This window comes from Vibrio sp. Evd11 (assembly GCF_900382755.1).
Classification (GTDB): domain Bacteria; phylum Pseudomonadota; class Gammaproteobacteria; order Enterobacterales; family Vibrionaceae; genus Vibrio; species Vibrio lentus.
This window is the reverse complement of sequence record NZ_OSDX01000032.1, coordinates 1-22768: the sequence shown is the minus strand read 5'-3', so window position 1 is coordinate 22768 and position 22768 is coordinate 1. Positions and strand designations below refer to the sequence as shown.

21 protein-coding genes and 4 pseudogenes are annotated in these 22768 nt (G+C 45.3%); 20 read left to right on the top strand and 5 right to left on the bottom strand.

Going from position 1 to position 22768, the window contains the following annotated elements; genetic code table 11:
- The first annotated feature begins 275 nt into the window (after positions 1 to 275).
- The 5 genes and pseudogenes from ED652_RS14385 (at position 276) to ED652_RS14365 (ending at position 5261) form a co-directional block, all read left to right on the top strand.
- Positions 276 to 620 (top strand): multidrug efflux SMR transporter, encoded by a 345-nt coding sequence (locus ED652_RS14385; RefSeq protein ID WP_122055269.1) that lies wholly within the window; start codon positions 276 to 278, stop codon positions 618 to 620.
- 231 nt (positions 621 to 851) lie between these two features.
- Positions 852 to 3149, top strand: coding sequence for a formate C-acetyltransferase (gene pflB, locus ED652_RS14380; RefSeq protein ID WP_122055257.1), 2298 nt, complete (start codon positions 852 to 854; stop codon positions 3147 to 3149).
- A gap of 142 nt (positions 3150 to 3291) precedes the next feature.
- Positions 3292 to 3366, top strand: a pseudogene (locus tag ED652_RS14375) (QacE family quaternary ammonium compound efflux SMR transporter); the annotation flags it as partial.
- Between the two features lie 552 nt (positions 3367 to 3918).
- Positions 3919 to 4323, top strand: coding sequence for a DUF6088 family protein (locus ED652_RS14370; RefSeq protein WP_122055256.1), 405 nt, complete (start codon positions 3919 to 3921; stop codon positions 4321 to 4323).
- Positions 4320 to 5261, top strand: coding sequence for a nucleotidyl transferase AbiEii/AbiGii toxin family protein (locus ED652_RS14365; protein ID WP_122055255.1), 942 nt, complete (start codon positions 4320 to 4322; stop codon positions 5259 to 5261). The genes ED652_RS14370 and ED652_RS14365 overlap by 4 nt, the downstream gene beginning before the upstream one ends.
- A 226-nt stretch (positions 5262 to 5487) precedes the next feature.
- Here ED652_RS14365 and mpaA read toward each other — a convergent pair whose 3' ends face one another.
- Complete coding sequence (gene mpaA, locus ED652_RS14360) at positions 5488 to 6195, bottom strand: murein tripeptide amidase MpaA (protein ID WP_122055254.1); 708 nt, start codon at positions 6193 to 6195, stop codon at positions 5488 to 5490.
- A 144-nt stretch (positions 6196 to 6339) separates the two neighbouring features.
- Between mpaA and ED652_RS14355 the strand changes: the two genes are divergently transcribed.
- From ED652_RS14355 to ED652_RS14320, 8 genes are all read left to right on the top strand, one after another.
- The gene (locus tag ED652_RS14355) at positions 6340 to 7965 is read left to right on the top strand and encodes an ABC transporter substrate-binding protein (protein WP_122055253.1); all 1626 of its coding nucleotides are present in this window, start codon (positions 6340 to 6342) and stop codon (positions 7963 to 7965) included.
- Between the two features lie 160 nt (positions 7966 to 8125).
- On the top strand, positions 8126 to 9028 hold the full coding sequence (locus tag ED652_RS14350; protein WP_122055252.1) for a LysR substrate-binding domain-containing protein: 903 nt from the start codon (positions 8126 to 8128) through the stop codon (positions 9026 to 9028).
- Positions 9029 to 9112: 84 nt separating this feature from the next.
- Positions 9113 to 9997, top strand: a complete 885-nt coding sequence (locus ED652_RS14345; RefSeq protein WP_122055251.1) for a carbohydrate ABC transporter permease — start codon at positions 9113 to 9115, stop codon at positions 9995 to 9997.
- Positions 9998 to 10020: 23 nt separating this feature from the next.
- Entirely contained in the window at positions 10021 to 10968 is a 948-nt protein-coding gene (locus ED652_RS14340) for a carbohydrate ABC transporter permease (RefSeq protein WP_122055250.1), read from the top strand.
- A gap of 6 nt (positions 10969 to 10974) precedes the next feature.
- On the top strand, positions 10975 to 12255 hold the full coding sequence (locus ED652_RS14335; RefSeq protein WP_122055249.1) for an extracellular solute-binding protein: 1281 nt from the start codon (positions 10975 to 10977) through the stop codon (positions 12253 to 12255).
- Positions 12256 to 12359: 104 nt separating this feature from the next.
- Positions 12360 to 13829, top strand: coding sequence for a CehA/McbA family metallohydrolase (locus tag ED652_RS14330; RefSeq protein ID WP_122055248.1), 1470 nt, complete (start codon positions 12360 to 12362; stop codon positions 13827 to 13829).
- Complete coding sequence (locus ED652_RS14325; RefSeq protein WP_122055247.1) at positions 13819 to 14553, top strand: HAD family hydrolase; 735 nt, start codon at positions 13819 to 13821, stop codon at positions 14551 to 14553. The genes ED652_RS14330 and ED652_RS14325 overlap by 11 nt, the downstream gene beginning before the upstream one ends.
- A 56-nt stretch (positions 14554 to 14609) precedes the next feature.
- A complete protein-coding gene (locus ED652_RS14320; RefSeq protein ID WP_122055246.1) occupies positions 14610 to 15746 on the top strand; it encodes an ABC transporter ATP-binding protein in 1137 nt (378 codons plus the stop codon).
- A gap of 174 nt (positions 15747 to 15920) precedes the next feature.
- Here the strand turns inward: ED652_RS14320 and ED652_RS14315 are convergent.
- Together ED652_RS14315 and ED652_RS14310 are read right to left on the bottom strand one after the other, a co-directional pair.
- Positions 15921 to 16358: pseudogene (locus ED652_RS14315) on the bottom strand (PTS fructose transporter subunit IIB); the annotation flags it as partial.
- Positions 16346 to 16664, bottom strand: a pseudogene (locus ED652_RS14310) (TetR/AcrR family transcriptional regulator); the annotation flags it as partial. The pseudogenes ED652_RS14315 and ED652_RS14310, both read right to left, overlap by 13 nt.
- A 522-nt stretch (positions 16665 to 17186) precedes the next feature.
- On the opposite strand from ED652_RS14310, the gene ED652_RS14305 reads away from it, so the two are divergent.
- The 7 genes from ED652_RS14305 (at position 17187) to ED652_RS14275 (ending at position 21817) form a co-directional block, all read left to right on the top strand.
- Positions 17187 to 17573, top strand: coding sequence for a DUF2170 family protein (locus tag ED652_RS14305; RefSeq protein WP_122055245.1), 387 nt, complete (start codon positions 17187 to 17189; stop codon positions 17571 to 17573).
- A gap of 11 nt (positions 17574 to 17584) precedes the next feature.
- Positions 17585 to 18271, top strand: coding sequence for a PspA/IM30 family protein (locus ED652_RS14300; RefSeq protein WP_032553455.1), 687 nt, complete (start codon positions 17585 to 17587; stop codon positions 18269 to 18271).
- Between the two features lie 74 nt (positions 18272 to 18345).
- Positions 18346 to 18981, top strand: coding sequence for a YjfK family protein (locus tag ED652_RS14295; RefSeq protein ID WP_122055244.1), 636 nt, complete (start codon positions 18346 to 18348; stop codon positions 18979 to 18981).
- Between the two features lie 29 nt (positions 18982 to 19010).
- Positions 19011 to 19427, top strand: coding sequence for a DUF350 domain-containing protein (locus tag ED652_RS14290; RefSeq protein WP_004741677.1), 417 nt, complete (start codon positions 19011 to 19013; stop codon positions 19425 to 19427).
- Positions 19428 to 19435: 8 nt separating this feature from the next.
- Positions 19436 to 20047: a DUF1190 family protein gene (locus ED652_RS14285; RefSeq protein ID WP_122055243.1), complete on the top strand. Its 612-nt coding sequence runs from the start codon at positions 19436 to 19438 to the stop codon at positions 20045 to 20047.
- A complete protein-coding gene (locus ED652_RS14280; RefSeq protein ID WP_122055242.1) occupies positions 20047 to 21228 on the top strand; it encodes a glutathionylspermidine synthase family protein in 1182 nt (393 codons plus the stop codon). The genes ED652_RS14285 and ED652_RS14280 overlap by 1 nt, the downstream gene beginning before the upstream one ends.
- A gap of 250 nt (positions 21229 to 21478) precedes the next feature.
- On the top strand, positions 21479 to 21817 hold the full coding sequence (locus tag ED652_RS14275; RefSeq protein ID WP_122055241.1) for a hypothetical protein: 339 nt from the start codon (positions 21479 to 21481) through the stop codon (positions 21815 to 21817).
- A 183-nt stretch (positions 21818 to 22000) separates the two neighbouring features.
- Here ED652_RS14275 and ED652_RS23780 read toward each other — a convergent pair whose 3' ends face one another.
- Entirely contained in the window at positions 22001 to 22267 is a 267-nt protein-coding gene (locus ED652_RS23780) for a hypothetical protein (protein WP_162929943.1), read from the bottom strand.
- A 136-nt stretch (positions 22268 to 22403) separates the two neighbouring features.
- A pseudogene (locus ED652_RS14270) lies at positions 22404 to 22768 on the bottom strand (PLP-dependent aminotransferase family protein); the annotation flags it as partial.

Below are 22768 nucleotides of genomic sequence, written 5' to 3'. Positions count from 1 at the left end.
CTTCAACCCGTTAAGAGTAGTTGAGCTTAATTGTTTCCGCTCTCTCGTTTTGTTGGAGCCAGTATAGGTGTGAGTGCGTGTTTTGATAATCCCCTTAAATAGAAAATGATTATTACGCATGTGTAATAATTGGTGTATTCAGAAGGGTTCAGAAAGGAGGGTTAGTTACTCAGAAAATCTAAGGACACTGTAAACAGGAACTATGTAGGCAAGACATTTATTAGAAACAAATGGGACGTAAGCTTTCCGCCTATTTTCTCGTTGTAGACTCGAACATGCTTTTATCTCTTCCACCTCCAGTGATGCTGTCACTCGCCATCGTGCTTGAAGTTGTCGCAACTTCTCTATTACCTAAAACACAGCAGTTTACTTCTCTACCGGCTACTGCCGCGGTATTGGCTAGCTACGGCTGTGCTTTTTATCTGTTGTCTCTCACAGTGCAAACCATGTCTTTAGGTGTGGCGTATGCGATTTGGTGCGGGGCAGGGATCGTGCTAGTCGCAGCTTTGTCTTGGCTGGTCTACGGGCAAAAGCTCGATATCTACGCAGTCATCGGCATCGCTTTGATTCTGGCAGGTGTGGTGATTATCAACCTGTTTTCGAGTTCGGTGAGTCACTAAAAGTCGATTCCTACTTCTAAAGGAACAAACTAATTGGAATCTAGAGTTGTTAACCTTCAACTTAAGGTATTGAATGTAATGTAGTAATTCCATCACATGCATTTTGTGCATGTATTTTATGAAAACAGCTCACTTTACTCATAGATTGGTCGGTTTAGTATAGCCAGCAGAAACCAATGATTATAAATAATCATCGATATTGTCTGTTTATCAATAACTTAGGAGGTCATTATGACTATTCCGACAACCGATATGATGGAAGCTTGGGCGGGATTTCAAGCTGGCGAGTGGCAAACATCCGTTAATGCACGTGATTTTATTCAGCGAAACTACACCCCTTATGAAGGTGATGAATCTTTCCTTGCGGACGTGTCGGATTCGACGACACAGCTATGGGAATCTGTGCTAGAGGGTATTAAAGAAGAAAGTCGCACTCATGCCCCGGTCGATTTTGATACTGATATCGTTTCTACTATCACTTCACATGATGCAGGTTACATTGCAAAAAACCTCGAAAAAATCGTGGGTCTACAAACCGATAAACCACTGAAACGCGGCATTATCGCTAACGGTGGTATTCGGATGGTGAAAACGTCGTGCGAGGTGTACGGTCGTGAATTAGAACCACAAATAGAAAAGATCTTCACTGAGTACCGCAAAACGCATAACCAAGTAGCGTTCGATCTTTATACTGACGAAATTAAAGCATGTCGCCGTTCTGGGATTATTACTGGTCTGCCAGATGCTTATGGTCGTGGACGTATCATTGGCGATTATCGTCGTCTTGCTTTGTACGGTATCGACTTCCTAAAATCAGACAAAAATGAGCAGTTAAAATCGACTCAGAAAATGCTTGAAACAGGGGGGGATTTAGATAAGACATTGCGCCTACGTGAAGAGCTTACTGATCAAATTCGTGCCCTTGATGAAATGCGAGAAATGGGTTTGAAGTACGGCATTGATATGTCTTCTCCTGCTCGTACTGCACAAGAAGCAATCCAGTTTACCTATTTTGGCTACTTAGCTGCGGTTAAGTCTCAAAATGGCGCAGCGATGTCACTAGGCCGTACATCAACTTTCTTAGATGTTTACATTGAGCGTGACCTTAAACTTGGTCTGATTGATGAAAAACAAGCGCAAGAGTTGATTGATCATTTCATCATGAAGCTTCGTATGGTTCGTTTCCTTCGAACACCTGAATACGATTCACTTTTCTCAGGCGACCCAATTTGGGCAACTGAAGCAATGGCTGGTATGGGCGTTGACGGTCGTACTCTCGTGAGCAAAACGACTTTCCGCTACTTACATACTTTGCACACGATGGGCCCTGCACCTGAGCCGAACATGACCGTTCTATGGTCTGAACAACTGCCTATTGCGTTTAAACAATACGCGGCTAAAGTGTCGATCGAAACCTCATCACTTCAGTATGAGAACGATGACCTAATGCGTGCTGATTTTGATAACGACGATTACGCGATTGCGTGCTGTGTGAGCCCACAGGTGGTTGGCCAACATATGCAGTTCTTTGGTGCTCGTGCAAACCTTGCTAAAGCTCTGCTTTACACCATTAATGGTGGTGTGGATGAAAAATCTAACATGCAGGTTGGCCCTCAAGTTGCTCGTATCGAAGATGAAGCGCTCGATTTTGACCGCTTAATGCCTCGTTTTGATGACATGATGGATTGGCTTGCAACGCAATACGTCACTGCGCTGAACGTGATCCATTACTCACATGACCGTTACAGTTATGAAGCATCATTAATGGCATTAATGGATCGCGATGTTCATCGTACAATGGCTTGTGGCATTGCAGGGTTATCGGTTGTTGCTGACTCACTAGCGGCTATTAAATACGCGAAGGTAACACCTGTGCGTAACGAAGATGGCATCGCTGTCGACTTTGAGATTGAAGGCGAATATCCGAAATTCGGCAACAACGATTCACGTGTCGATGATATTGCTTGTGATTTGGTTGAACGTTTTATGAAGAAAATTCAGAAGATGAACACCTACCGTGAAGCGGTTCCAACTCAATCTATCCTTACGATTACTTCAAACGTTGTATATGGTAAAAAAACCGGTAACACGCCTGATGGGCGCCGCGCTGGTATGCCATTTGGCCCGGGCGCAAACCCAATGCACGGTCGTGATGAGAAAGGAGCGGTGGCTTCACTTTCTTCGGTTGCCAAACTGCCATTCGAGTTCGCTAAAGATGGTATCTCTTACACCTTCTCAATCGTACCAAATGCACTAGGTAAAGATGACCTAAGCCAAAAAGTGAACCTAGCAGCACTAATGGATGGTTACTTCCACCACGAGGAAAGTGCAGGATCGATTCGTGTTGAGGGTGGGCAACATCTTAACGTTAACGTACTTAACCGCGACATGTTGCTGGATGCCGTTGAACATCCAGAAAAGTACCCACAGTTAACTATCCGGGTCTCGGGTTACGCTGTGCGATTCAACTCACTAACACGTGAGCAGCAACAAGATGTAATTAGCCGTACGTTTACTGCTAAGATCTAGCCGTAAACTTCGAGTTATACGGTTCTAAAAAAGCGCGAGAATGACATCCGTCTCTCGCACTTTTTTGTGCGTCGAATATAGCGCAAATGATGTCGTTGGCTCTGCGTTGTTTGGCTGGTCTACTGGAAAAGCTCGATATCTCGCGATCATTGGCATCACTTTGATTTTGGCAGGTATGGTGATTATCAACCTGTTTTCGATGTCGGTGAGTCATTAAGAACTGTGAGTCATTAAGAACTCTACCTCGCTTTTGCCCCAAGACGTGTTATGGCTGATGTTCGCAACATTTTCAGAAGCTACTTTTTGGCTCAATTTATTTCATGCCTTTAATGTAAAGTTAAGTACACAATAATTAGTGGCGTTTTAAGTAAAGGCAGCAGTAGAAGCTCGATCCGTGAGCGTACAACCAACCAATACAAAAGTGTTGCTCACTGATCGTTTTAAAACCTTACGAACGAGGTTACAGGTCAAAAAAGGCCCAAGACTAATAATTCCTCTCCCTGTCAGTGAGTACACATGAGCTTCATTCGGTAGTCACGCGCTATATAGCCATTTACTCCAATATAAAGGTTAAATTTAGAATTAGGTCGCTTATAAATCCTAAAGCAGGTCGTTAATTTGTAAATGAAAAAAATCTAATAAAAACATAATCATAAGTTGATAATAAAAATATGCACGTCGTATTTTCTCTTAAATGGATGCCGTAAATATTTCAAATAACGATGGGCTCAAGTATACTACGATTAAGTACTATGTAGGAGGGTGAATTATGACAGCAACTGACCGTATTAATCAAAAGATAAAACGCTCTCGCCGCTATGTGTTCGAACGGAAAGATTTCGACAACTATGCGAGCTATGACCAAATTGGTCGTGTCTTGAAAAAACTTGTGGATAAAGGTGTACTGATGAAAATCGGATATGGCTTATACACCAAGTCAACGATCAACAGCCTAACTAATAAACCGATGCCAATGAACCCCGGTGGTACTGACGCAATTATGCGTGAGGTCCTAAAATTGCGCGGTGTAGACTTTGAGATGGATGCCATGTCATTGAAGAGCATCAATGGACAGTCCACTCAAATACCAGCGTCTATCAGATACACGTGGGATTCTAAGCATTTCAACCGCAGCCTTAAGGTTGGTAATAGAGTATTGAATAATCGACAATGAGCATACCAAAACTAAAAAAGCAGTTTCTTGAAGTCTCTGATGCCCTCGACTTAGGTAACCCATCGATCACAGAAAAGGACTATTGGGTGGTGTCACTGCTTGCCATGTTGGAAAACGTGGAAAGTGAGCACCACCGGCTCGTTTTTTCAGGTGGAACAGCTTTGGCCAAGTCCAACATTAAGATCCTGCGTATGTCTGAAGACGTCGACATAAAATTGATTCCAACTCAGGAATTTCTCGACAAGGGCACAGGTGCGAAGAAAAGAGCTCGTAAGGCGTTAGTCGAACACCTCATTGCGAGGTTAGTTGAGCACCCTTATCTGAATTACAGTGATAAAACGGTAAGCGATGAGTATCGCTATGTCGAAATCGAAATAGAGTACCCGCAACAATACCATCAAGCACCGTGTCTACGACCTTATATCAAACTTGAGCTCATCGAAACCATTGAACTTCAAGGCGTTGAATCTCGCTCTATTTCATCGCTGGTGTCACAGAGCTACACGCAACCTGCCGAAGTAAGCGCTATGTTGTGTATTTCCATTGATTCGACGTTGGTTGAAAAAGTGCTTTCCATGTTACGCCGCACCATGTCAGTCAAGCGTGATCCAAAGCGTAAGGATGACGAAACATTGGTTCGTCACATCTACGATGTTCACTGCATTAGCGCAGAGCATACGATTGATATGGACGTGTTAAAGCCGATGTTTGATACCGTGTTGGAAGAAGACAAGGAGCGATATGGAAATCAACATCAGGAGTTTGTCGACGATCCACGTAATGAGTTAAAGCTGGGGTTAGAAGAGCTAGAAGCTAACGAGGATTATCGTAAACGTTTTGACGCGTTTGTGGCCCCAATGGTGTACAACACAGAACCACATGACTTTGATACCTGTTTTGCCTCATTCAAAGGTATTTCAGAGCAGCTTATTAGCTAACCTACCGATGCCTACTGCTGCTTTTTGGCTACACTCCCAGTTGTAGGGGCACTATGCTGAAAAAAGTCTAAGTTCGTTACCTCCTCTATCTTATTAACCACATAGCTCTAAAGATGTGGTTGATGAGCTTACTAAGCTAATTGATAGTTTCCCTAAATTTAAGTTATCCGAAGAAGGCGGTTGCGAGTGAATACTCCAGCTCATTTTTGTCCAAAAATGAGTTGTGCTAACTCCCCTCACACCCCAACACAGCTACAAACGCATCCAAATATTGCTCTATAGTCAGGTCCGCAGAAACAGGTGGGAGCTCTACAGTAATACATGGTAGATTTCTTTCTTGGCACCAGGTGCCGAATGAGCCTGGGGTTTCGTAGTCGACGTCTTCAACGAGCGGTAGGTTGAACTGTTTGCCTAGCCAAGTGGCAAGTTTCGATTGTTCGGAGTCGTCGACCATAGCGAGTGGTTCGTGGAAAGATATGACGAATTTAGGTTGGCGCTGCTCAATGAGGTTGATGAGCGATTGCACTTCAGGTTCTAGTTGATCAACTCGTCCCGTTTCCACTTTTACGTCTCTTACTGGAGTGTGGGAACTCCAGCGATAGACGGTGCCGTTTTCTGTCCAGTTTTGCGTTGGGAAGGCTCGGTTTAGGTCGACTTGATTAGCGTTGGCACGGGTACCTAGTTGGTTGCCGTCTGGATTCATTGATAAGATCACATCGTGTCGTAAGTTGGCTGATGGCAAGCTTCTTAGCGCACAAGACAAACCTGCGATAGGTGCGGTTTCATCACCGTGTGTACCTGCTATGATTAGCCCTCGAGATTCGCTTTCAACTTGCGCGGGGAAATAGAGCAAGGGTGCGCCCAATACCGACCTTCCATATGGCAGCGGCTTTATTGAAAATGCAGCTCTTTCCGTTCTTGGAATTAAACTCACCTTTATCTCCTGATTGATCAAGTACGATCAAGTATTAACGATTACACAACCCTACTTAGATAAACGAAAGCGTTAAAACTCGTCAACAGTCGCATTGTTAATTTTATTACTTGCTTCAAAGATAGGCTAGGAGAGCAAAAACATATGGATTTTAAGAAACATTCAACAGCGTTACTCATTTCATCTCTTTTGACCCCTTTTATCTCAGTAACTGCCGTTGCTGAAACGTTGCCTGCGGGAACCACTCTTGCAAAGCAGCAACACTTAGTGCGTGCTAATGATGCGGAAGCGGCGACGCTTGATCCTGCAAAAGCAGAAGGCTTACCAGAAATGCACATACTGCGTGACTTGTTTGAAGGTTTAGTGATTCAAGACCGTGATGGCAACATCACTCCGGGTGTTGCACAGTCTTGGGAAACCGAAGACAACAAGACCTTTGTATTCCACCTTCGTAAAGACGCGCAATGGTCAAATGGCGATCCGGTGACGGCCGATGATTTCGTGTATGCGTTAAGACGCGCGGTCGATCCTAAAACGGCATCGCCAAATGTGTGGTACCTGAAGCTCACCAAAATCAACAACATTGCTGATGTGGCAGAAGGTAAGAAGCCACTTGAAGAGCTAGGCGTATCAGCTGTTGATAAACACACAGTGCGTTTTGAACTTGACAGTCAAGTGCCTTACTTTGTGGCGATGACGGGCCATACATCTATGATGCCAGTGCACAAAGCAGCCCTAGAAAGTAGCGACAAGCCGTGGAGCGAACCTAAGCAATTTGTTGGTAATGGGGCATTCGTACTAGACGAGTGGGTGGTGAACGAGCGCATTGAACTGAACAAGAACCCGAAATATTGGGACAGTTCAGATACTCACTTAACCGAAGTGACTTATATTCCGTTTGAGAATCAGAATGCCTCGATTAACCGTTATGCCGTGGGCGAGGTCGATATTACGTCTGATGTGCCTACCCATATGGCGCAGCAGCTTAAAAGCAAATACCAAGATGCGTTTACCACAGTGCCTTTGCTGTGTACTTATTACTACGCATTCAATACTACGCGACCACCTTTTGATGATGCGCGAGTACGTAAAGCTGTCTCTTATTCTATGATGCGTGACGTTATCACCAATGGTGTGACTCAGGTGGGCAACTTACCGGCTTATACCTTTGCACATGAGTACACGGCTGGTTTTGATGCGACACAACCTGAATACAGTACGTGGACTCAGAAAGAACGTGATCAAAAAGCAAAAGAGTTACTGAAAGAAGCGGGCTACGATGCGTCTAACCCATTGGATTTTAAACTGCTCTACAACACCAGTGAGTCGAACAAGTCGATTGCAGTGGCGATTGCGTCAATGTTGAAGGGTAATTTGGGTGCTCAAGTCGAACTCGAAAACCAAGAATGGAAGTCTTACTTGGTGTCTCGTCGCCAAGGTGATTTTGATGTAATGCGTGCCTCTTGGTGTGGTGATTACAACGAAGCATCAACCTTCTTGAGCCTGTTGCGTTCTGGTTCTTCGGGTAACTTTGCTCGCTACAGTAATGACAAGTACGACGCAGCAATGGATAGCGCACTAGCCGCAACCAGCGAACAAGATCGCCAAGGTTTCTATGACCAAGCAGAGCAATTGATGGCAGAAGACATGCCGATCGCACCAATCTATTACTACATGCAGGCTCGTTTAGTGCGACCAAGTGTCGGTGGTTTTGCGAAGAACAATGTAGAAGGGCGTATCTACTCTAAGGATCTCTACATCAAAGAGTAGTTGAGCTTCTGGTACATCATTAAAAGTCTGAAATAAAGAAAAGGGACGTTGATCATAAATCTCTGATCAACGTCCCTTCGTCATTAATCTGTAACGATAAGCGCAAAAAACTGAAACCTGACTGAAGTATTTTTCACTTTTATTTCAATCAGGTGAAGCCATGTTACCCCCTCTACGTGCCCTTGTTGCGTTCGAAGCTGTTGCCCGCCTCGGTTCTATTGGCGCTGCCGCGCGCGAGCTGTGTGTTACCCAAGCTGCGGTGAGTCAGCAGCTTAAAAGTTTAGAAACCTTTCTCGATACCACACTGTTTGAACGCAGCTCCAAAGGCGTAAAGCTGACTTCGGCTGCCCAGCATTATCAACCGATTGTGGCGGGCTCATTGGCACACCTGAAACTGCAGACTCAAATCCTGTTCGGGGAGAAAGAAACCGACGTGTTGAGCCTGCGCGTTAATCACACCTTTTGCCATAACTGGCTGCTACCTCGCCTGCCATCTTTTTATCAAAAATACCCTTTTATCAGGCTCGATATTCAGCTGGTGGACTGGCCATCAACCAACCCTTGTCAGAATGTCGAGATTGAACTGACCAACGGTAAGGTCGAAAGCGAAGACACTCATAGTGAGCGACTGTTTCAAGAACATTGGCAGTTGGTGTGCAGCCCAGAATTTAAAAACCAATATCAAGAAGCCTTGGCTGAGCATGATTTTTCTGCTCTGCCGACCGTACAAGTAAAAGGTTACCGCGAGAACTGGCTGCAATGGCTAAGCCATAACCAATTCGAGATGACTTTACCGAAGGTGCTACTTGAAGTGAGTAACTCTTTGCATGCCCTAGAAGCGGTTAAGCATGGGATCGGCGTGTTGTTGGTGCGTTCGCTTGCGGTGTCCGAGTTGTTAGAGAAAAACGACCTTGTTCTGGCGACAGAGTCCTCGATGCCTGCTGAATCTGCCCACTATTTGATTACCAAACACCGACGTAGTGCCAAGGTGAATTTCTTTTGTGATTGGCTTTATCACCAGATGGAAGACGGTGAACTGGAAGAAAGATTTCCTAATGGGTAGCCATAAAAAAAATGAAGGGCGCTCTTACTAACCTGTCACACAAACCCCTTAATTTAACCGCATACAAATCAGGACGAGGTCACCATGAGTGCTTTCTCAGAACCAATGAAAAACCGCTTAAAGGTACTGCTATTTACTGCACCGTTGTTGGTGCCACTGTTTACTTTTTGGCTCGTACCATTTGGTTATTCGATTTACATCAGCTTCACCGATTGGGATTACATCTCGCCAGATTATTCGTTCATCGGTTTAGAAAATTACGAGTACATGGTCGAGGACTACGAGTTCATCCAAGCGATGCTAAACACGTTTTGGTTCTCGGTTGGTGTGGTTATTCCAACCATCATTTTTGGCCTTGTATTTGCCATGCTGCTGCACAAAAACTTTAAGGGCAGCCAGTTTTATCGTGCGGTGATTTTCTCACCGTGGATTACGCCAACGGTAGCAGTTTCGATCGTGTGGTCTTGGGTATTCGAGAGCAAATCAGGCTTGGCAAACCACTTATTGGAGTCGGCGGGGTTTAGTGCGATTCCATGGTTAGAGAACGGAAACACAGCCTTGGTTGCGGTGATTATCGTGACAGTTTGGCAGGCGATTGGTTGGACGATGTTGTTTTACATCAGTGCGCTCAACAAGATTCCAGAGTCACTGTATGAGGCTTCTTTGATTGATGGCTGTAGTAGCTTAACGCGCTTTTTGAAGATAACGCTGCCACTGATTTCTCCAACCACATTCTTTTTAGTGGTGGTCAATATTATCACGGCAATGCAGGCGTTCGATCAGTTCCAGATCCTAACGCAAGGCGGGCCGGGTGGTGAGACACGTACCTTATTGTACTTGTTCTACCAACAGGCGTTTGAACGTTACGAAATGGGACCTGCGGCCGCGACATCGTTAGTGATATTCCTGATTACTGGATTGCTGGCACTTATTAATACCTACATCGGCAAGCGTTGGGTGTACTACTAGTCGATTTTTGAAAGGACAGAATTATGACCACGCAAGTATTGGATGCCAATCAAGTCTTAAATCAGGGCGCAGCGAAAACCAAAGTTAGAGCTCAAGCCAAAGCGACGAAGTCAGAGGTTGCGTCAAAGACAAATTCAGTGGATCGCCGTTCGTTCCTCGCACTGGCTAAGCACCTATTCTTGGCAACGTGCGGAACCATTATGGTGTTTCCGTTCTTATGGATGCTGTCTGGTTCGTTGAAAAGTAACGATGAGATCTTTGCTAACCCGCTGGACTTGATTCCAGAGCAGTTTCGCTGGGAAACCTTTGTTGAAACTTTCCACAGCGCGCCGTTTGGCTTGTACATCTTCAACAGCTTTAGTGTGGCTTTGTTCACTACCTTGTTGGTGATTGTGAATTCAGCGATGTTTGCATACGCGCTGACTCAGCTGAAGTTTCGCTCGAAGACAGTGCTCTATTTCGTCGTGATGGGCTGTTACATGCTGCCGGGCGCAGTGACGTACATTCCGTCTTACATCACCTTGGCAAAACTGGGTTTGTTGGATTCACACATGGGCTTGGTGGCGTCGAACGCGGCGTCGGTGTTCGGTGTGTTCTATTTACGCCAAGTGTTTATCAAGGTGCATCCGTCGCTGATTGAAGCGGCACGAATTGATGGTGCAGGTGAGCTCAAGATCTTATGGGCAATCATCTTACCGCAATGCCGAGCAGCAGTCGCAACACTGTTCCTCATCACTTTTATTACCAATTACAACAGCTACATGTGGCCAAGTCTGGTGATTACGACTCAGGATTTAAACCTGATCGCTACTGGTATTCGTCACTACTTTATTGCCGAAGGTAACTATGGGTTGAACTGGTCGCAAATCATGGCGGCGAGCACCATTGCAGTATTGCCTTTGTTAATTCTATTCGTCATTTGTCAAAAGACGATTCTTTCAGGTATCGCCGATAACGGCGTAAAAGAGTAAACGGAAATGAAACTAAAAACTCTCGCACTAGTGTGTACTGGCGCAGCAAGCGCGTCTATGTTCTCTAGCAGTGTTCTTGCGGCAACCGAAGTTAACTTTTGGTATTCCGGTGGTACTAAGCCACAGCAAATGATGACTAAGCTCATCGAAGAGTTCAATGCGAGCCAAGATGAGTATGTGGTGAAGCCCGCATTGCAAGGTAACTACACGGAAACCTACCAGAAGCTGCAAGCCGGTTTAGCGTCGAAAACGGCACCTGAACTTGTGCTGTTAGATTCAGGCCGTGCGGAAGCGATGCATGGACGTGGTTTGAGCCGTGACCTAACGCCGTTCATGGATGAAGAGTTCAACTTCTCTGATTTCATCGGCGCGTTTAAAGATCAAGTGACAGCAGAAGATGGCACCATCATCGGCCTACCTGCTTACGGTACAACCCAAGTGTTCTACTACAACAAGCAGGTGTTGGCAGATAACGGCTTTACTGAGCAAGATCTAAAGACATGGCAAGGCGTGGCTAAGATCGCAGAGAAAGTCACACAACGTGATGAGAAAGGTAATGTGACCTTCTACGGCTGGGAGCCGATGTGGGGTCAAGACAACATGATTGACGCGGCATTTTCTAACGGCGCTAAGATCATCAGCGATGACGGTAAGAAAGTGCTGATTGACTCTCCTGAGTGGGTTGAGGTGTGGGACAGCTTCCGTAAGTGGATCCACGATGATCAAATCATGCGTATTCACTATGGTGGTCAAGGTTGGGAATACTGGTACAAAACCATTGATGATGTGATGAAAGACAACGCACTAGGCTACACCGGTTCATCGGGTGATCAAGGTGACTTGGACTTCACTAAGCTTTCAGCAACCACGCAACCAGGTTGGGGCTCAAACCCTTCTGCACCACAAGCGGGTGCGTTGGTTTACGTCATGCCAAAAGGCACTGACGACGCAGCGGCGAAAGGTGCATTTGAGTTTGTTGAGTTCTACACCAACGCGAAAAACACGGCAGCATGGTCGATGTTTACGGGCTACATCCCAGTGCGCAACAGTGTTTCTGAAGTTCCAGAATACCAAGCATTCACCAAAGACAACCCACAAGCTCTGATTCCGTTGAAGCAAGCGAACACGGCGACCAAAGATTTCCTAGACCCTACCAACGGTAAGATCATGGATGCTCTGAAGGTGGCAGCGGATCAGATTCAAATCCAAAACGTGCCTGCTGATAAAGCGCTAAAACAAGCGGCTAAGAAAGCGCAACGTGCACTAGACCGAGCGAATCGTTCTTAATCAGTAAAGTGGTTAGAACTATCTTTGCATGCATAAAGGCCCATCTATTCGGGTGGGCCTCTTTTTGACCCAGTCCTTCAATTAGGACGAATTTGGTGAAGACAATGACCCAATTTCAAGGTGAGCTGCCGTTTGGCAGAGTACGTATCCCCTTTGATGTATCAGCAGGTTCTCACAGCGTAACGATTACCGGCACAACGGTGAAAAAAGGATTCTTATACGCGGCAGCCTACGATGCCAACCAGGCATTTCGTGGCAAAGTGCTATTTGAAAAGGCGCACAAGTCACTCACTATTCAACTGAAAAACTCTGGTTTAGGCGCGATTGATGGAGCGATTCCATCGGGCCAGTGGTTCTTAGAGCTTTACAACCTTGAGGGTGAGTTCCGCACCGAGCGTGCGATGCAGTATCAAGTCGATATACTTTGCATTGAAGAGTTAGTTAATAGCGATGCTGAGTTAGAACTGACCCCAACGGTGACAAGTGATCACGATATCGAGTTTGATTACAGCCACATGCTGAGCTCTGATTCTCGCTGGTATCGTGGCGATTTACACGCTCACACTCAGCTTTCTGATGGTCACAATACCTTGGCCGCGGCTAAAGACATTGTGGAATCACAAGGGCTCGATTTTTTCTTCTTTACAGAGCACAACATCTGCCAGCCTAAACTGCCAGTATCAAAGCAGTGCTTGTTCTTACCTGCGTTAGAAGTCACGACCGATCTCGGGCACTTCAATGTGCATGGTCCGGTCAAGTCTTTGGACCTTAGAGACGTCGAACACAGCAGGCAAGCGACCATGGAAGCGGGATTGAGTTTAGTGAAAAGTGGACACAGCTCCCTTGGCATCAATCACCCAATGATGAAGCCGTGGCATTGGCATTACGATCAAGTCGATCTCAGCCAAGTGTCTACGTTTGAAGTGTGTTGTGACCCAACTTGGTCGACCTCGCCGAAAGCGACCGAAGAAGCGTTATTGGTTCTCAATGAAATGTGGAATTGTGGCCAGCGCATTACCGCGATTGGCGGCAGTGATTCACACCTTGAACCGCATGAGCGTAATCCTAAGGCCGATGAGCCTTCTATCTACGGTGACCCATCCACCTTCGTTTACAGCCATGGCTTGAGCGGTGAAGGCATCTTGTCCGGTTTGCGTAATGGGCAAGTTTACCTAGAGCGCCGCTGCGGCTTGAAATTTGATATCAATTTAGGTGACTTACTGCCGGGTAATGACTCTCAAGGACAAGCGCTTACATACCGAATTGCCGTCTCTGACTCAGAAAACCCTTACTACGCGGAGTGCGTGGTAGATGGTGAGATTGTCGATCGAATCGCTTTGAGTGATGAGCTGCAAAGTATCCATATTGATCAGGGCTACCGTTGGTGTCGAGTGGATGTTCGTCGTGGGGATCTTTCTTCAACATTAATCAACAGCAATCAATCTGCATCTGACGAGCGTGAGTTTGAAGGCTGCATCAACGCCGTATTCGACGGTAAACAACCAGAATTTAACCAACCCCTAGTGCGTACTTGGGGAGAACTAATGGAGCGAATGAGCCGTGATGAAGTTTAAGGCGATGTTATTTGATAAAGACGGCACATTGTTAGAGTTCCACAAGATGTGGCTCAACGTTTCTCGTGGTGCTTGTGAGCGTGTGAAATATTACAGTGACCAGCATCAGGGTAATCAAACTGTCACACCTGCTGAGTTACTCTTGGCCATCGGTGTTGAAGGTGATGTGGTTGATAACTATGGACTATTAGCCTCAAACCCAGTGGAAGATACCGCGACAGCGTGGTTCAACATGCTGCAACCCAATGTCTTGCTCACTGAGTTCACTAAAGTGACCAAAGCGGCATTCAATGAAGAAGTGGAAGAGAACCCAAGCTGGATTGAAGCACTACCGGGTGTGACCGAAAAGCTCGGTCTGTTTAAGCAGCAAGGCATGATTTTAGGCATCGCGACTGCAGATACCAAAGACTCAACGATCTACACATTAGAGCAATCGGGTTTGAGTGGGATGTTTGATTATGTTGGTTACTCCGATGGTGATATCGAACCTAAACCAGCGCCAGCACTACTTAATGCCTTCTGTGAGCAATGCGGTATTGAGCCACATGAGGTGATCATGTTTGGTGACACGGTTTCGGATATGGAATTTGGCCGCAATGCAGGCGCAAGCAATGTTGGTGTGCTGACGGGAACTGCACAACACAGTGAGCTGGAGCCAGTGGCGGATCTGGTTATCGCATCAGTCGCTCATTTTGAGCTCAACCAACTGCAAGAACGTGGCTAAAACGTCCACGACAAATTGTAAAGATAGTATTTAACCAATTGATTTAAGGACAGGTTATGGCTGAAGTCACACTGAGAGGGGTAGAGAAAACCTACCCAAATGGTTTTAAGGCCGTGCACGGTGTCGATCTGAATATTCGCGAAGGTGAGTTCATGGTGTTTGTTGGGCCGTCTGGCTGCGCAAAATCTACCACACTTCGAATGATCGCAGGCCTTGAAGATATCTCAGAAGGCGATGTCTACATTGGCGATAAACGTGTGAATGAGCTGCAACCTAAAGATCGCGGTATCTCTATGGTGTTTCAGAACTACGCGCTTTACCCACACATGTCGGTATACGACAACATGGCTTTTGGCCTTAAGCAGCAGAAGCTGCCAAAGCGCGAAATCACTGAACGTATCGAAGAAGCAGCCAAGACACTAGACATTGAGCACTTGTTAGATAACAAGCCGGGTGAAATGTCGGGCGGTCAAAGGCAGCGTGTCGCGCTTGGTCGTGCGATGGTTCGTAAACCAGATGTGTTCTTGTTTGATGAGCCTTTGTCTAACTTGGATGCGAAGCTGCGGGTTTCAACGCGAGTCAGCATTGCGCAGCTGCACAACAATCTTAAGCAAGAAGGGCAAAACGCCACCATGATCTACGTGACACACGATCAGGTGGAAGCCATGACTCTTGGTGATCGCATCTGCGTGTTGAATCAAGGTGAGATCATGCAGGTCGATACGCCTATGAATCTTTATCAATACCCGGCAAACAAGTTTGTCGCGGGCTTTATTGGTTCGCCAGCGATGAATCTCCTCAAGGCAAGGTTGGATGAGATTGATGGTGTGATGAACGTGGTTTCTGAAAGTGGAACTCGTTGGACGCTGCCACAGGATAAGCAGGCTATTGCTCGCGAAAAATCGGGAGAGTGGGTGTGGTTTGGCGTTCGTCCTGAGCACATTCAGTTGGCTAATCACGACGCACCGTTGTCGGAGGTTAATACCCAAACGCACAGGCTTGATGTGGTCGAGTCGATGGGGAATGAGCTGTATCTCTACTTCAAATTGGGTGCAGATAAGCTGGTGGCTCGCGTGCCTTTCGATGCAGATCGCACGGCAAACAGTGGCGAAGAGACAGTGCTGCATTTCAACACAAGCCAATGTCACTTATTCGATTTAGAGACAGAAGAGACACTTGATCCTAAGAGCTGATCTTGCCTCGCCAATTAAGTGAGAGCTGAATAAAGAAATCCCCATTCGTTGACTAGACGAACGGGGATTTTTCTTAGTAGGGGGTTCTACTTAGTAGGGGGTACTTTATCAATAGTGAGCATTCACTAATTTATTGATTCTTTTGGATAGTTTCCGTTTTAGGTGACCTCTGTTTTAGATAGTTACCATATCCGCGGCTTTCTTCATCGCTTCTTTGGTTGAACACTCAATCACGTTCGCATTGGCAAAGCGGTGAGCGTCTTTCACTTGAATATCGTGAGCCAAGATAACCAGTTTCGCATTTGCTACATCTAAGTCAGTGATGCGGTTTTGAATGCCGTTTTGACCTTGTGTTTCTACCTTAATCTTAAGGCCTGCTGCCGCACCTGCTTTTTCTAGTGCTTTGGCTGCCATGAAGGTGTGTGCAACACCAGAAGGGCAACATGTTACTGCTACGATATCGTACTCGCCTTCACCAGCTACAGGTGCTGTTTGATCTTGAACTGGCGCAGCTTCAACTGTGTCTTCTTCTGTTTCAACGACCACTGGTTTCCAGAAGCCAACGATAACCGCTGTGGTTAGTGAGCCTAGTGCGATATCGACAATATATACATGCTATTTGGCACGCTTTGTTTGGGTTCACGACTTCACGTCCTGCGAAGTTTTCAAGCGCTTTGATTGGTGAGTCTGTTTCGTTGCGAAAGCGGTTCAGGTTGAGAATGCCAAGCTCTGTATAGTGAGCAAGCACCTCTTTAAATAGACTTGCTTTGCTGCCAGCGGTTGAATAGATGCTACCCGGACGAAGACCAAGCACATATTGCAGGTTACGCATAGAAGTTGCGTGAAGTCCTTTTCCCAATACAGGTTCGTTGCCTTATCTACTGCGTCTTGTCTATCGAACTTCGCGGTCTTGGACATAACATCTGCTTCATTAATCTGAACATATGTTCGAAATTTTATGCTGAACGTTCGTTCCGGTAAAGCTGTGTTTTGCTCGATTTAAAAGTTGTTCTTGCACCTTATTAGCGTATAAGGCGCTCGATTGAATACAATTTATGGCAAGTTTTGGCTGCTTTTACTTTGGAATATTGCCCCACCTCCAGGGACGCTCCTGTAACAACGCTTCGGTAACAATAAAGTGTATTGCTTGACCACTTTTCTTATGTGCACAGGTACGCTGCATTTAAATTAATGGAGCTCTATACGACTGGGTTATTAGATAGAAATTGATAGTTGGAAAAGAAATTTACACTATAATTATGCAATGAAGTCCACATAAAAAACGTATAAAGTGGGATTGATAAATGGATTAAAGATACAATTTGGTTCGCTTTTATAACATATGTTTTTGTTTTTTATGTAATAAAAGCGGCTTTCTTAACTGCGTGTTTAATAAGACACGAGTCATGCTTTGGTTTGAACGTCAAAAGGCAACAAATAATGAATTGGAATACTAATGAGTTACAAGTGCTCTTAAGTGAGCATCAGGGTTGGAGTGTTGAGTCAACTGAGCAGTCTATCGTGATACAAAACGAAGATGGAATTATTGCTTTTTTAGCCGTTTCAGGGGAACAGATATTGGTTGAAGTCTTGTTGTTCTCTCAATCTGACGTCAAGGATAAGCATGCGCTTAATGAAACAATCCTGCGTACGCACAAGATGTTCCCTCTATCAACTATTGGGATTAATGACGTGAATGGTGAGAGCTATTACACAGCGTTTGGTTCATTGTCGTCTCAATCTAAAAAAGAGAGCGTAGTCATTGAGGTTGCTACTCTATTTAGAAACGTTGAGGCATTCATCGACCTTTACCAAGAATACTTATAAGGAGAGAGCAGATGAGTGTTTGGAAAAAACTAGTAACGGCCATCAAAGGTGGCGCAAATGAAGCGGCAGAAGCGGTAGCGGACAACCAAGCTCTAAGGATTCTTGATCAAGAAATCCGAGAAGCAAAAGAGGAGTTGCGCCGTTCAGATGAAGCTTTAGTTAAAATCATTGCAAAAAGAAAGCTGTCAGAACAGAAAGTCGCGAGCTTCGATAGTGGAATAGCTGAATACGAAGGGCATGCCCGTTCAGCGATGGAAAAAGGCCAACAGGATCTAGCGTTGGAGTGTGCGACAAAGGTCGCGACGCTGCGTAGCGAACAACAAGCGGAGCAGGCTTATTTTCAGCAGTTTACTCAGTCTGAGCAATCTATGCGTACGAATATCGCACAAGCGAAAGACAAATTACGTCAATTAGAACAACAAGTTGACGTTGTTAAAGCCAATGAAGCAGTCCAAAAAGCGCAGGCCGCTGTATCTGCAACAAATGTTGGCGCTAATGCAAAAATGCATACTGCGGTTGAGTCTTTAGATCGTATAAAGCGCCGCCAGGATGAAAGGCAAGCACAATTTGAAGCTGCACAAGAACTCCATGAACAGCAATCTGGCAGCAGTTTAGATAAGAAGTTGGCGGATGCTGGCATTGTGTCTGGGGGAAGTACGTCAGCTGAAGACGAACTAGCTCGAATTCTCGGGAAGTAGCTTCTAAGTTGCGTGTATATGGAGCGTAGCGCTTGGCCGTTACGCTCTTTCGTTTGTTAAACAAGGAGTGCTTTATGTTTGGCTGGTTTAAAAAACAAAAAGACGAGAAACCTCAGGCACCCCAAGCGCCGGAAGTGATTGGATTGAGGTTAGGCGGTGCGTTTGAACTCGATGATCTCAAACTGAAGATTATTGAACCTAGTCTAGTTATTGAAGGTGCAGCTCGAACTCAAATCATTAAAGCAGTTGGCGAGGTCAAACTTGATAATCAGACTCGCCTTTTGCGGTATTACACTGACGACGAGGGGTATTTACAGATCCTTCAACATGGGAATCAAGAAGCTGATATTGAAGAAGTGAAGCTTTGGTATTTCTATGAGTCTAAGCCGATTGATACCGACGCTCAGTGGCAATCATTGTTAGACAATGATGTGGTTCAATCGTATAAGGAGCTTGAAGGGCATCGCTTTTCCAAGGTTTGGGACAATATTCGTCCGGTTCCCATGACGGAGACCACTTGGGATCAGTCGGGAAATATTACAACCACCGATCAATTTATCATGGTTTATGAACGTGAGGCTGAAACGGATTTATTCGAGTCACTATTGGTGAGCGCCGAAGAGTCGATCGTCAATAATCAGCATGTTCGCAGTGTAGTAACAAGCACTGGTATTAATCTTACTCCAACTGACTTCACGTTAATTAGCTAACAACTCTCTATCTCCGTTAAGGAAACATTATGTCTCAATTTGTAAATTCTCTGGCAGGGCTTGGTGCGTTTGCACTTTACTTCGCATTGTCAATTTTCTTCTTACTGCTTTTTAAGTTTGTTTATATTCGTTGCACTCCTTACGACGAGTGGAAGTTGGTTAAGGATGAACAAAATATTGCAGCTGGTATCACGCTATCTGGTGCTTTCCTAGGTTATAGCTTGGCGATTGCTGGTGCAGCAAAGAACTCAGTAAATCTGGTCGATTTTGCTATCTGGGGTGTGATTGCTTTGGTCGCACAACTACTCGCTTTTGCGATAGTTCGTTATGGTTTTATGCCAAAATTGGTCGAGCGTATTAAGGCTAACGAAATTCCTGCAGGTATCGTAATGGCATCTATGTCTATCGCTATTGGCCTGCTTAATGCCGCTTGTATGACCTACTAGGAGGCGGAATGAAACGTAGTCAAAATGTAGTTTTGCCTGAAATGCGTAAAAACTGGCGTCAGTTCAGTTTGGCCCCGATTTCTGTAGCGGTGACAACAGCAATGATTTCTGGCTGCAGTGATGATTCTGTTCGAACCAATATTTATGGCACGATTGATGATTGTATTTATGATCACCCATCTTATGCGGCGGAGTGCAAAAGTGCTTATCAGGATGCTCTAGAAGAAGCGAGTCGCACGGCACCTAAGTATAAGAGCATTGATGATTGTGCGCATGAGTTTGGCTTTAGCGGATGTGTTGCTGCTCCTCAAAACAATTGGTTTATGCCTGCGATGGCAGGGTTTATGTTCGCACGCATGGTAGATGATCGTCGTTACTATTCTCAGCCTATGTTTACATCGACGTACTCTCGTAGCATTTTCTATGATGATTGGATTACTGCGGATGGTCGAACTTATGGGAAGTCATATCAACGTGGCACGGTATCTGTGAGTCGTGACGAGTTTAAGCCCAAGCCGACGGTGAAACGAACTATCTCTCGTGGTGGTTTTGGCTCCACGGTATCAGCGAAATCAAGTTGGAGTAGTTCTAAGAGCTCAAGTAAAGGTTGGGGCGGCTAATGCTTCGTCTGAATTCGGAACCTCGAAAACACTGGAAGCAGCTGGCGGCAGAGTATGGTTTTGGTTTCCATACCATGTACGATGAACCGTATTGGGATGAAACGGCTTACTACCAGTTCACTCTGAAGCAAATCGAAGAAGATCTTGAAGAGCCAACTCGAGAAATTCATGAAATGTGTCTCGAGATCGTGGATGTGGTCGTGCGCGATGAATACTGGCTTAAACGTTTTCAAATTCCTCAACCCATGTGGCAAGGTGTTTTGGATTCGTGGAAGCGAAGGGAGCCTTCTCTCTATTCTCGTATCGATCTTGCTTATGCTGGGCGTGGTCCGGCCAAGTTTTATGAAAACAACGCTGATACACCTACATCGCTGTTTGAAACAGGATTCTGGCAATGGTTTTGGCTTGAAGATTTGGTGAACTCAGGAAAGCTAAGGCGGGATTCTGATCAATTTAACTTGCTTCAAGAGTTAATGATGGCGAGATTCCAAGAGTTAGCTCGCTTACAACCCGGTCAGACATTACACTTTTCATGCTGTAAAGATACTGAAGAAGATCGTGGTACGGTTCAGTATATGCAAGACTGTGCGATTGAAGCCGGGTTGAAAACGAAGTTTGTTCATATTGAAGACATCGGCGTAACGAGAGATGGAGAGTTTACCGACACTCAAGATAACCTGATTCGATGGATGTTTAAGCTTTACCCTTGGGAATTCATGTTCCAAGAGGATTACGCCAAGCACTTGGAGACGGCCAAAGTGAATTGGCTAGAGCCTATGTGGAAGTCAGTGCTATCTAACAAGGCAATTCTTCCTTTGTTATGGGAAAAATTCCCTAACCATCCGAACTTACTAGCTGCGTATTTTTCAGATGATCCTAAACTAAAACAACTGAAAAATTCCGAGCTCAAAGATCATGTAATTAAGCCTCTATTTTCACGGGAAGGTGCCAATATTCAAGTTGTAAGAGATCAAGAGCTTGTTCTCGATACCGACGGCCCTTACGGTGAAGAAGGACATATCATTCAGGCTTTTCATCCATTACCAAAGTTTGGTGATAACTATACCTTGGTTGGTAGTTGGTTGATTAACGATGAGCCCGCTGGAATCTCAATCCGAGAAGACAGCTCCCTAGTGACTCAAGATATGTCTCGTTACCTTCCCCACATCATTCTCGACTAGATGGTCATTTAGGTTGATAGACACCTGTGTTTGCCTGTTTATCAACCTACCTTTCCAATTATTGATGCTGTGTACCCAAAGTTGTCATAGCTCTGACAATTAGCTTGCTTGAGGCCTTAGAGTCTCTCGCGTTTTGAGTTGTTGCATAAGCTATTGGCTCTGTTGGTCTCTTTTACTTCTCATTTTACTTTCCTTCAGAAGCCTCTATTGCAATCTTTAATTGAATGATGTTTTATATTTTGGAGGAAGAGTGAAGTACTTTGTGGTCCCTGCTGTGATGTTGTCAGGATTCGTGGTGAGTGAAGCGTTTGCGGTGAGTGATGACGTTGAACACTTTGTGAGTTTAGGTGTACTCGATGGTTACACCGCGTTGAATGAGTCGGAGTTTACGCCTGCGGTCGGCTATCATGCGTTGATCGATGATAGGCATCGTTGGGGGATAGGAGTGGCGCATAGTATGAAGTCAGACTACACAACTACGACTGGCTCTTATGATTATGTTTATAACTTCGACTCAAAATGGGCAATTTTCGGTGGCGCATCGACTGGTTATAGTTTCGCCAAAAGGGATGATGGCGTGTTGGCTTGAGGTCAGTTTGGCTCAACTTTCGAACCGATAGAGAACATGAAAATGGAACTCGGCTACCGAATTCACGACACAGTGGACAGCTGGAAAGGCAGAGATATGTCGCGAATTGAGGGGGGGGTACTTCGGATTTAGCATGAAAGTGTAATTATTGGCGACAAACTGGGTCGCCAGAAAAAGGGGCCTTTAAGGAACGTCGACACAGGAAAAGTTTATCGTAGTGGTTTGCATCTGCTCTTCAATGCGGTTGCTGATTCGCATTACCTGTGTTTCTTTACCCTGTGTCTGGTACAAGCTGGTCGCTGTGAGCATTGCATCACTCTCAGAGAGGGACGACTTTTCAACATTATAGGTTTTACTGACGGCGCTCTCATATTGAGTAGGGCTGTTGCCGTTACTGAAAGCTGTTGAAGAGGCGAAAAAACACCATGAAAGTGATGCGAGCCGGAACATAATAATCCTCTGTACGACGTTATTGACCGGCAAATTTTAATGGTGGCTTCACTCACTAGGGAGTAAGGCAGTTTAATGTTTATACATGGATAACGCTTAAACTGGCTTACGCATAAATCAGCTTACGTCCGTTCTATTAATCCAATTGTTTGGCAATCAATCTCGCCATTATCTCAACTCCTTCTCGCCACTCTTTGGTCTCTTCTAGGTTGGTAACACTGAATCGAACACAATGTTTGTATTGATCATTTTTACCGATCGCCGTTCCCGGAAGAATACCCAATTTGTGCTCTAAGCAGTCTAAATAGAGCTCATAACTGTCGAACGAATCGGGCAAGGTTAACCAAATCAGAAACGCGCCTTCCGTGGGGGATAGGTGATAGCGTCCTTTGATTTGTGGGTATTGATTCAGTGACTCCGTCAGCGCTGTATGAAATTGCTTATATACCCGTTCAACTTGAAGGTGCAGGCTTGAGAACTTGAAAATTATCATTAATTCGA

Excerpts from the sequence above, each read along its gene's own strand:
- ED652_RS14320 (WP_122055246.1), top strand. The coding sequence starts at position 14,610 with ATGGCTGAAGTCACACTGAGAGGGGTAGAGAAAACCTACCCAAATGGT.
- ED652_RS14290 (WP_004741677.1), top strand. The coding sequence starts at position 19,011 with ATGTCTCAATTTGTAAATTCTCTGGCAGGGCTTGGTGCGTTTGCACTT.
- ED652_RS14300 (WP_032553455.1), top strand. The coding sequence starts at position 17,585 with ATGAGTGTTTGGAAAAAACTAGTAACGGCCATCAAAGGTGGCGCAAAT.
- ED652_RS14325 (WP_122055247.1), top strand. The coding sequence starts at position 13,819 with ATGAAGTTTAAGGCGATGTTATTTGATAAAGACGGCACATTGTTAGAG.
- ED652_RS14280 (WP_122055242.1), top strand. The coding sequence starts at position 20,047 with ATGCTTCGTCTGAATTCGGAACCTCGAAAACACTGGAAGCAGCTGGCG.
- ED652_RS14355 (WP_122055253.1), top strand. The coding sequence starts at position 6,340 with ATGGATTTTAAGAAACATTCAACAGCGTTACTCATTTCATCTCTTTTG.
- ED652_RS14365 (WP_122055255.1), top strand. The coding sequence starts at position 4,320 with ATGAGCATACCAAAACTAAAAAAGCAGTTTCTTGAAGTCTCTGATGCC.
- ED652_RS14370 (WP_122055256.1), top strand. The coding sequence starts at position 3,919 with ATGACAGCAACTGACCGTATTAATCAAAAGATAAAACGCTCTCGCCGC.
- ED652_RS14345 (WP_122055251.1), top strand. The coding sequence starts at position 9,113 with ATGAGTGCTTTCTCAGAACCAATGAAAAACCGCTTAAAGGTACTGCTA.
- ED652_RS14330 (WP_122055248.1), top strand. The coding sequence starts at position 12,360 with ATGACCCAATTTCAAGGTGAGCTGCCGTTTGGCAGAGTACGTATCCCC.
- ED652_RS14305 (WP_122055245.1), top strand. The coding sequence starts at position 17,187 with ATGAATTGGAATACTAATGAGTTACAAGTGCTCTTAAGTGAGCATCAG.
- ED652_RS23780 (WP_162929943.1), bottom strand. The coding sequence starts at position 22,267 with ATGTTCCGGCTCGCATCACTTTCATGGTGTTTTTTCGCCTCTTCAACA.
- pflB (WP_122055257.1), top strand. The coding sequence starts at position 852 with ATGACTATTCCGACAACCGATATGATGGAAGCTTGGGCGGGATTTCAA.
- ED652_RS14385 (WP_122055269.1), top strand. The coding sequence starts at position 276 with ATGCTTTTATCTCTTCCACCTCCAGTGATGCTGTCACTCGCCATCGTG.
- ED652_RS14285 (WP_122055243.1), top strand. The coding sequence starts at position 19,436 with ATGAAACGTAGTCAAAATGTAGTTTTGCCTGAAATGCGTAAAAACTGG.
- ED652_RS14295 (WP_122055244.1), top strand. The coding sequence starts at position 18,346 with ATGTTTGGCTGGTTTAAAAAACAAAAAGACGAGAAACCTCAGGCACCC.
- ED652_RS14335 (WP_122055249.1), top strand. The coding sequence starts at position 10,975 with ATGAAACTAAAAACTCTCGCACTAGTGTGTACTGGCGCAGCAAGCGCG.
- ED652_RS14350 (WP_122055252.1), top strand. The coding sequence starts at position 8,126 with ATGTTACCCCCTCTACGTGCCCTTGTTGCGTTCGAAGCTGTTGCCCGC.
- ED652_RS14340 (WP_122055250.1), top strand. The coding sequence starts at position 10,021 with ATGACCACGCAAGTATTGGATGCCAATCAAGTCTTAAATCAGGGCGCA.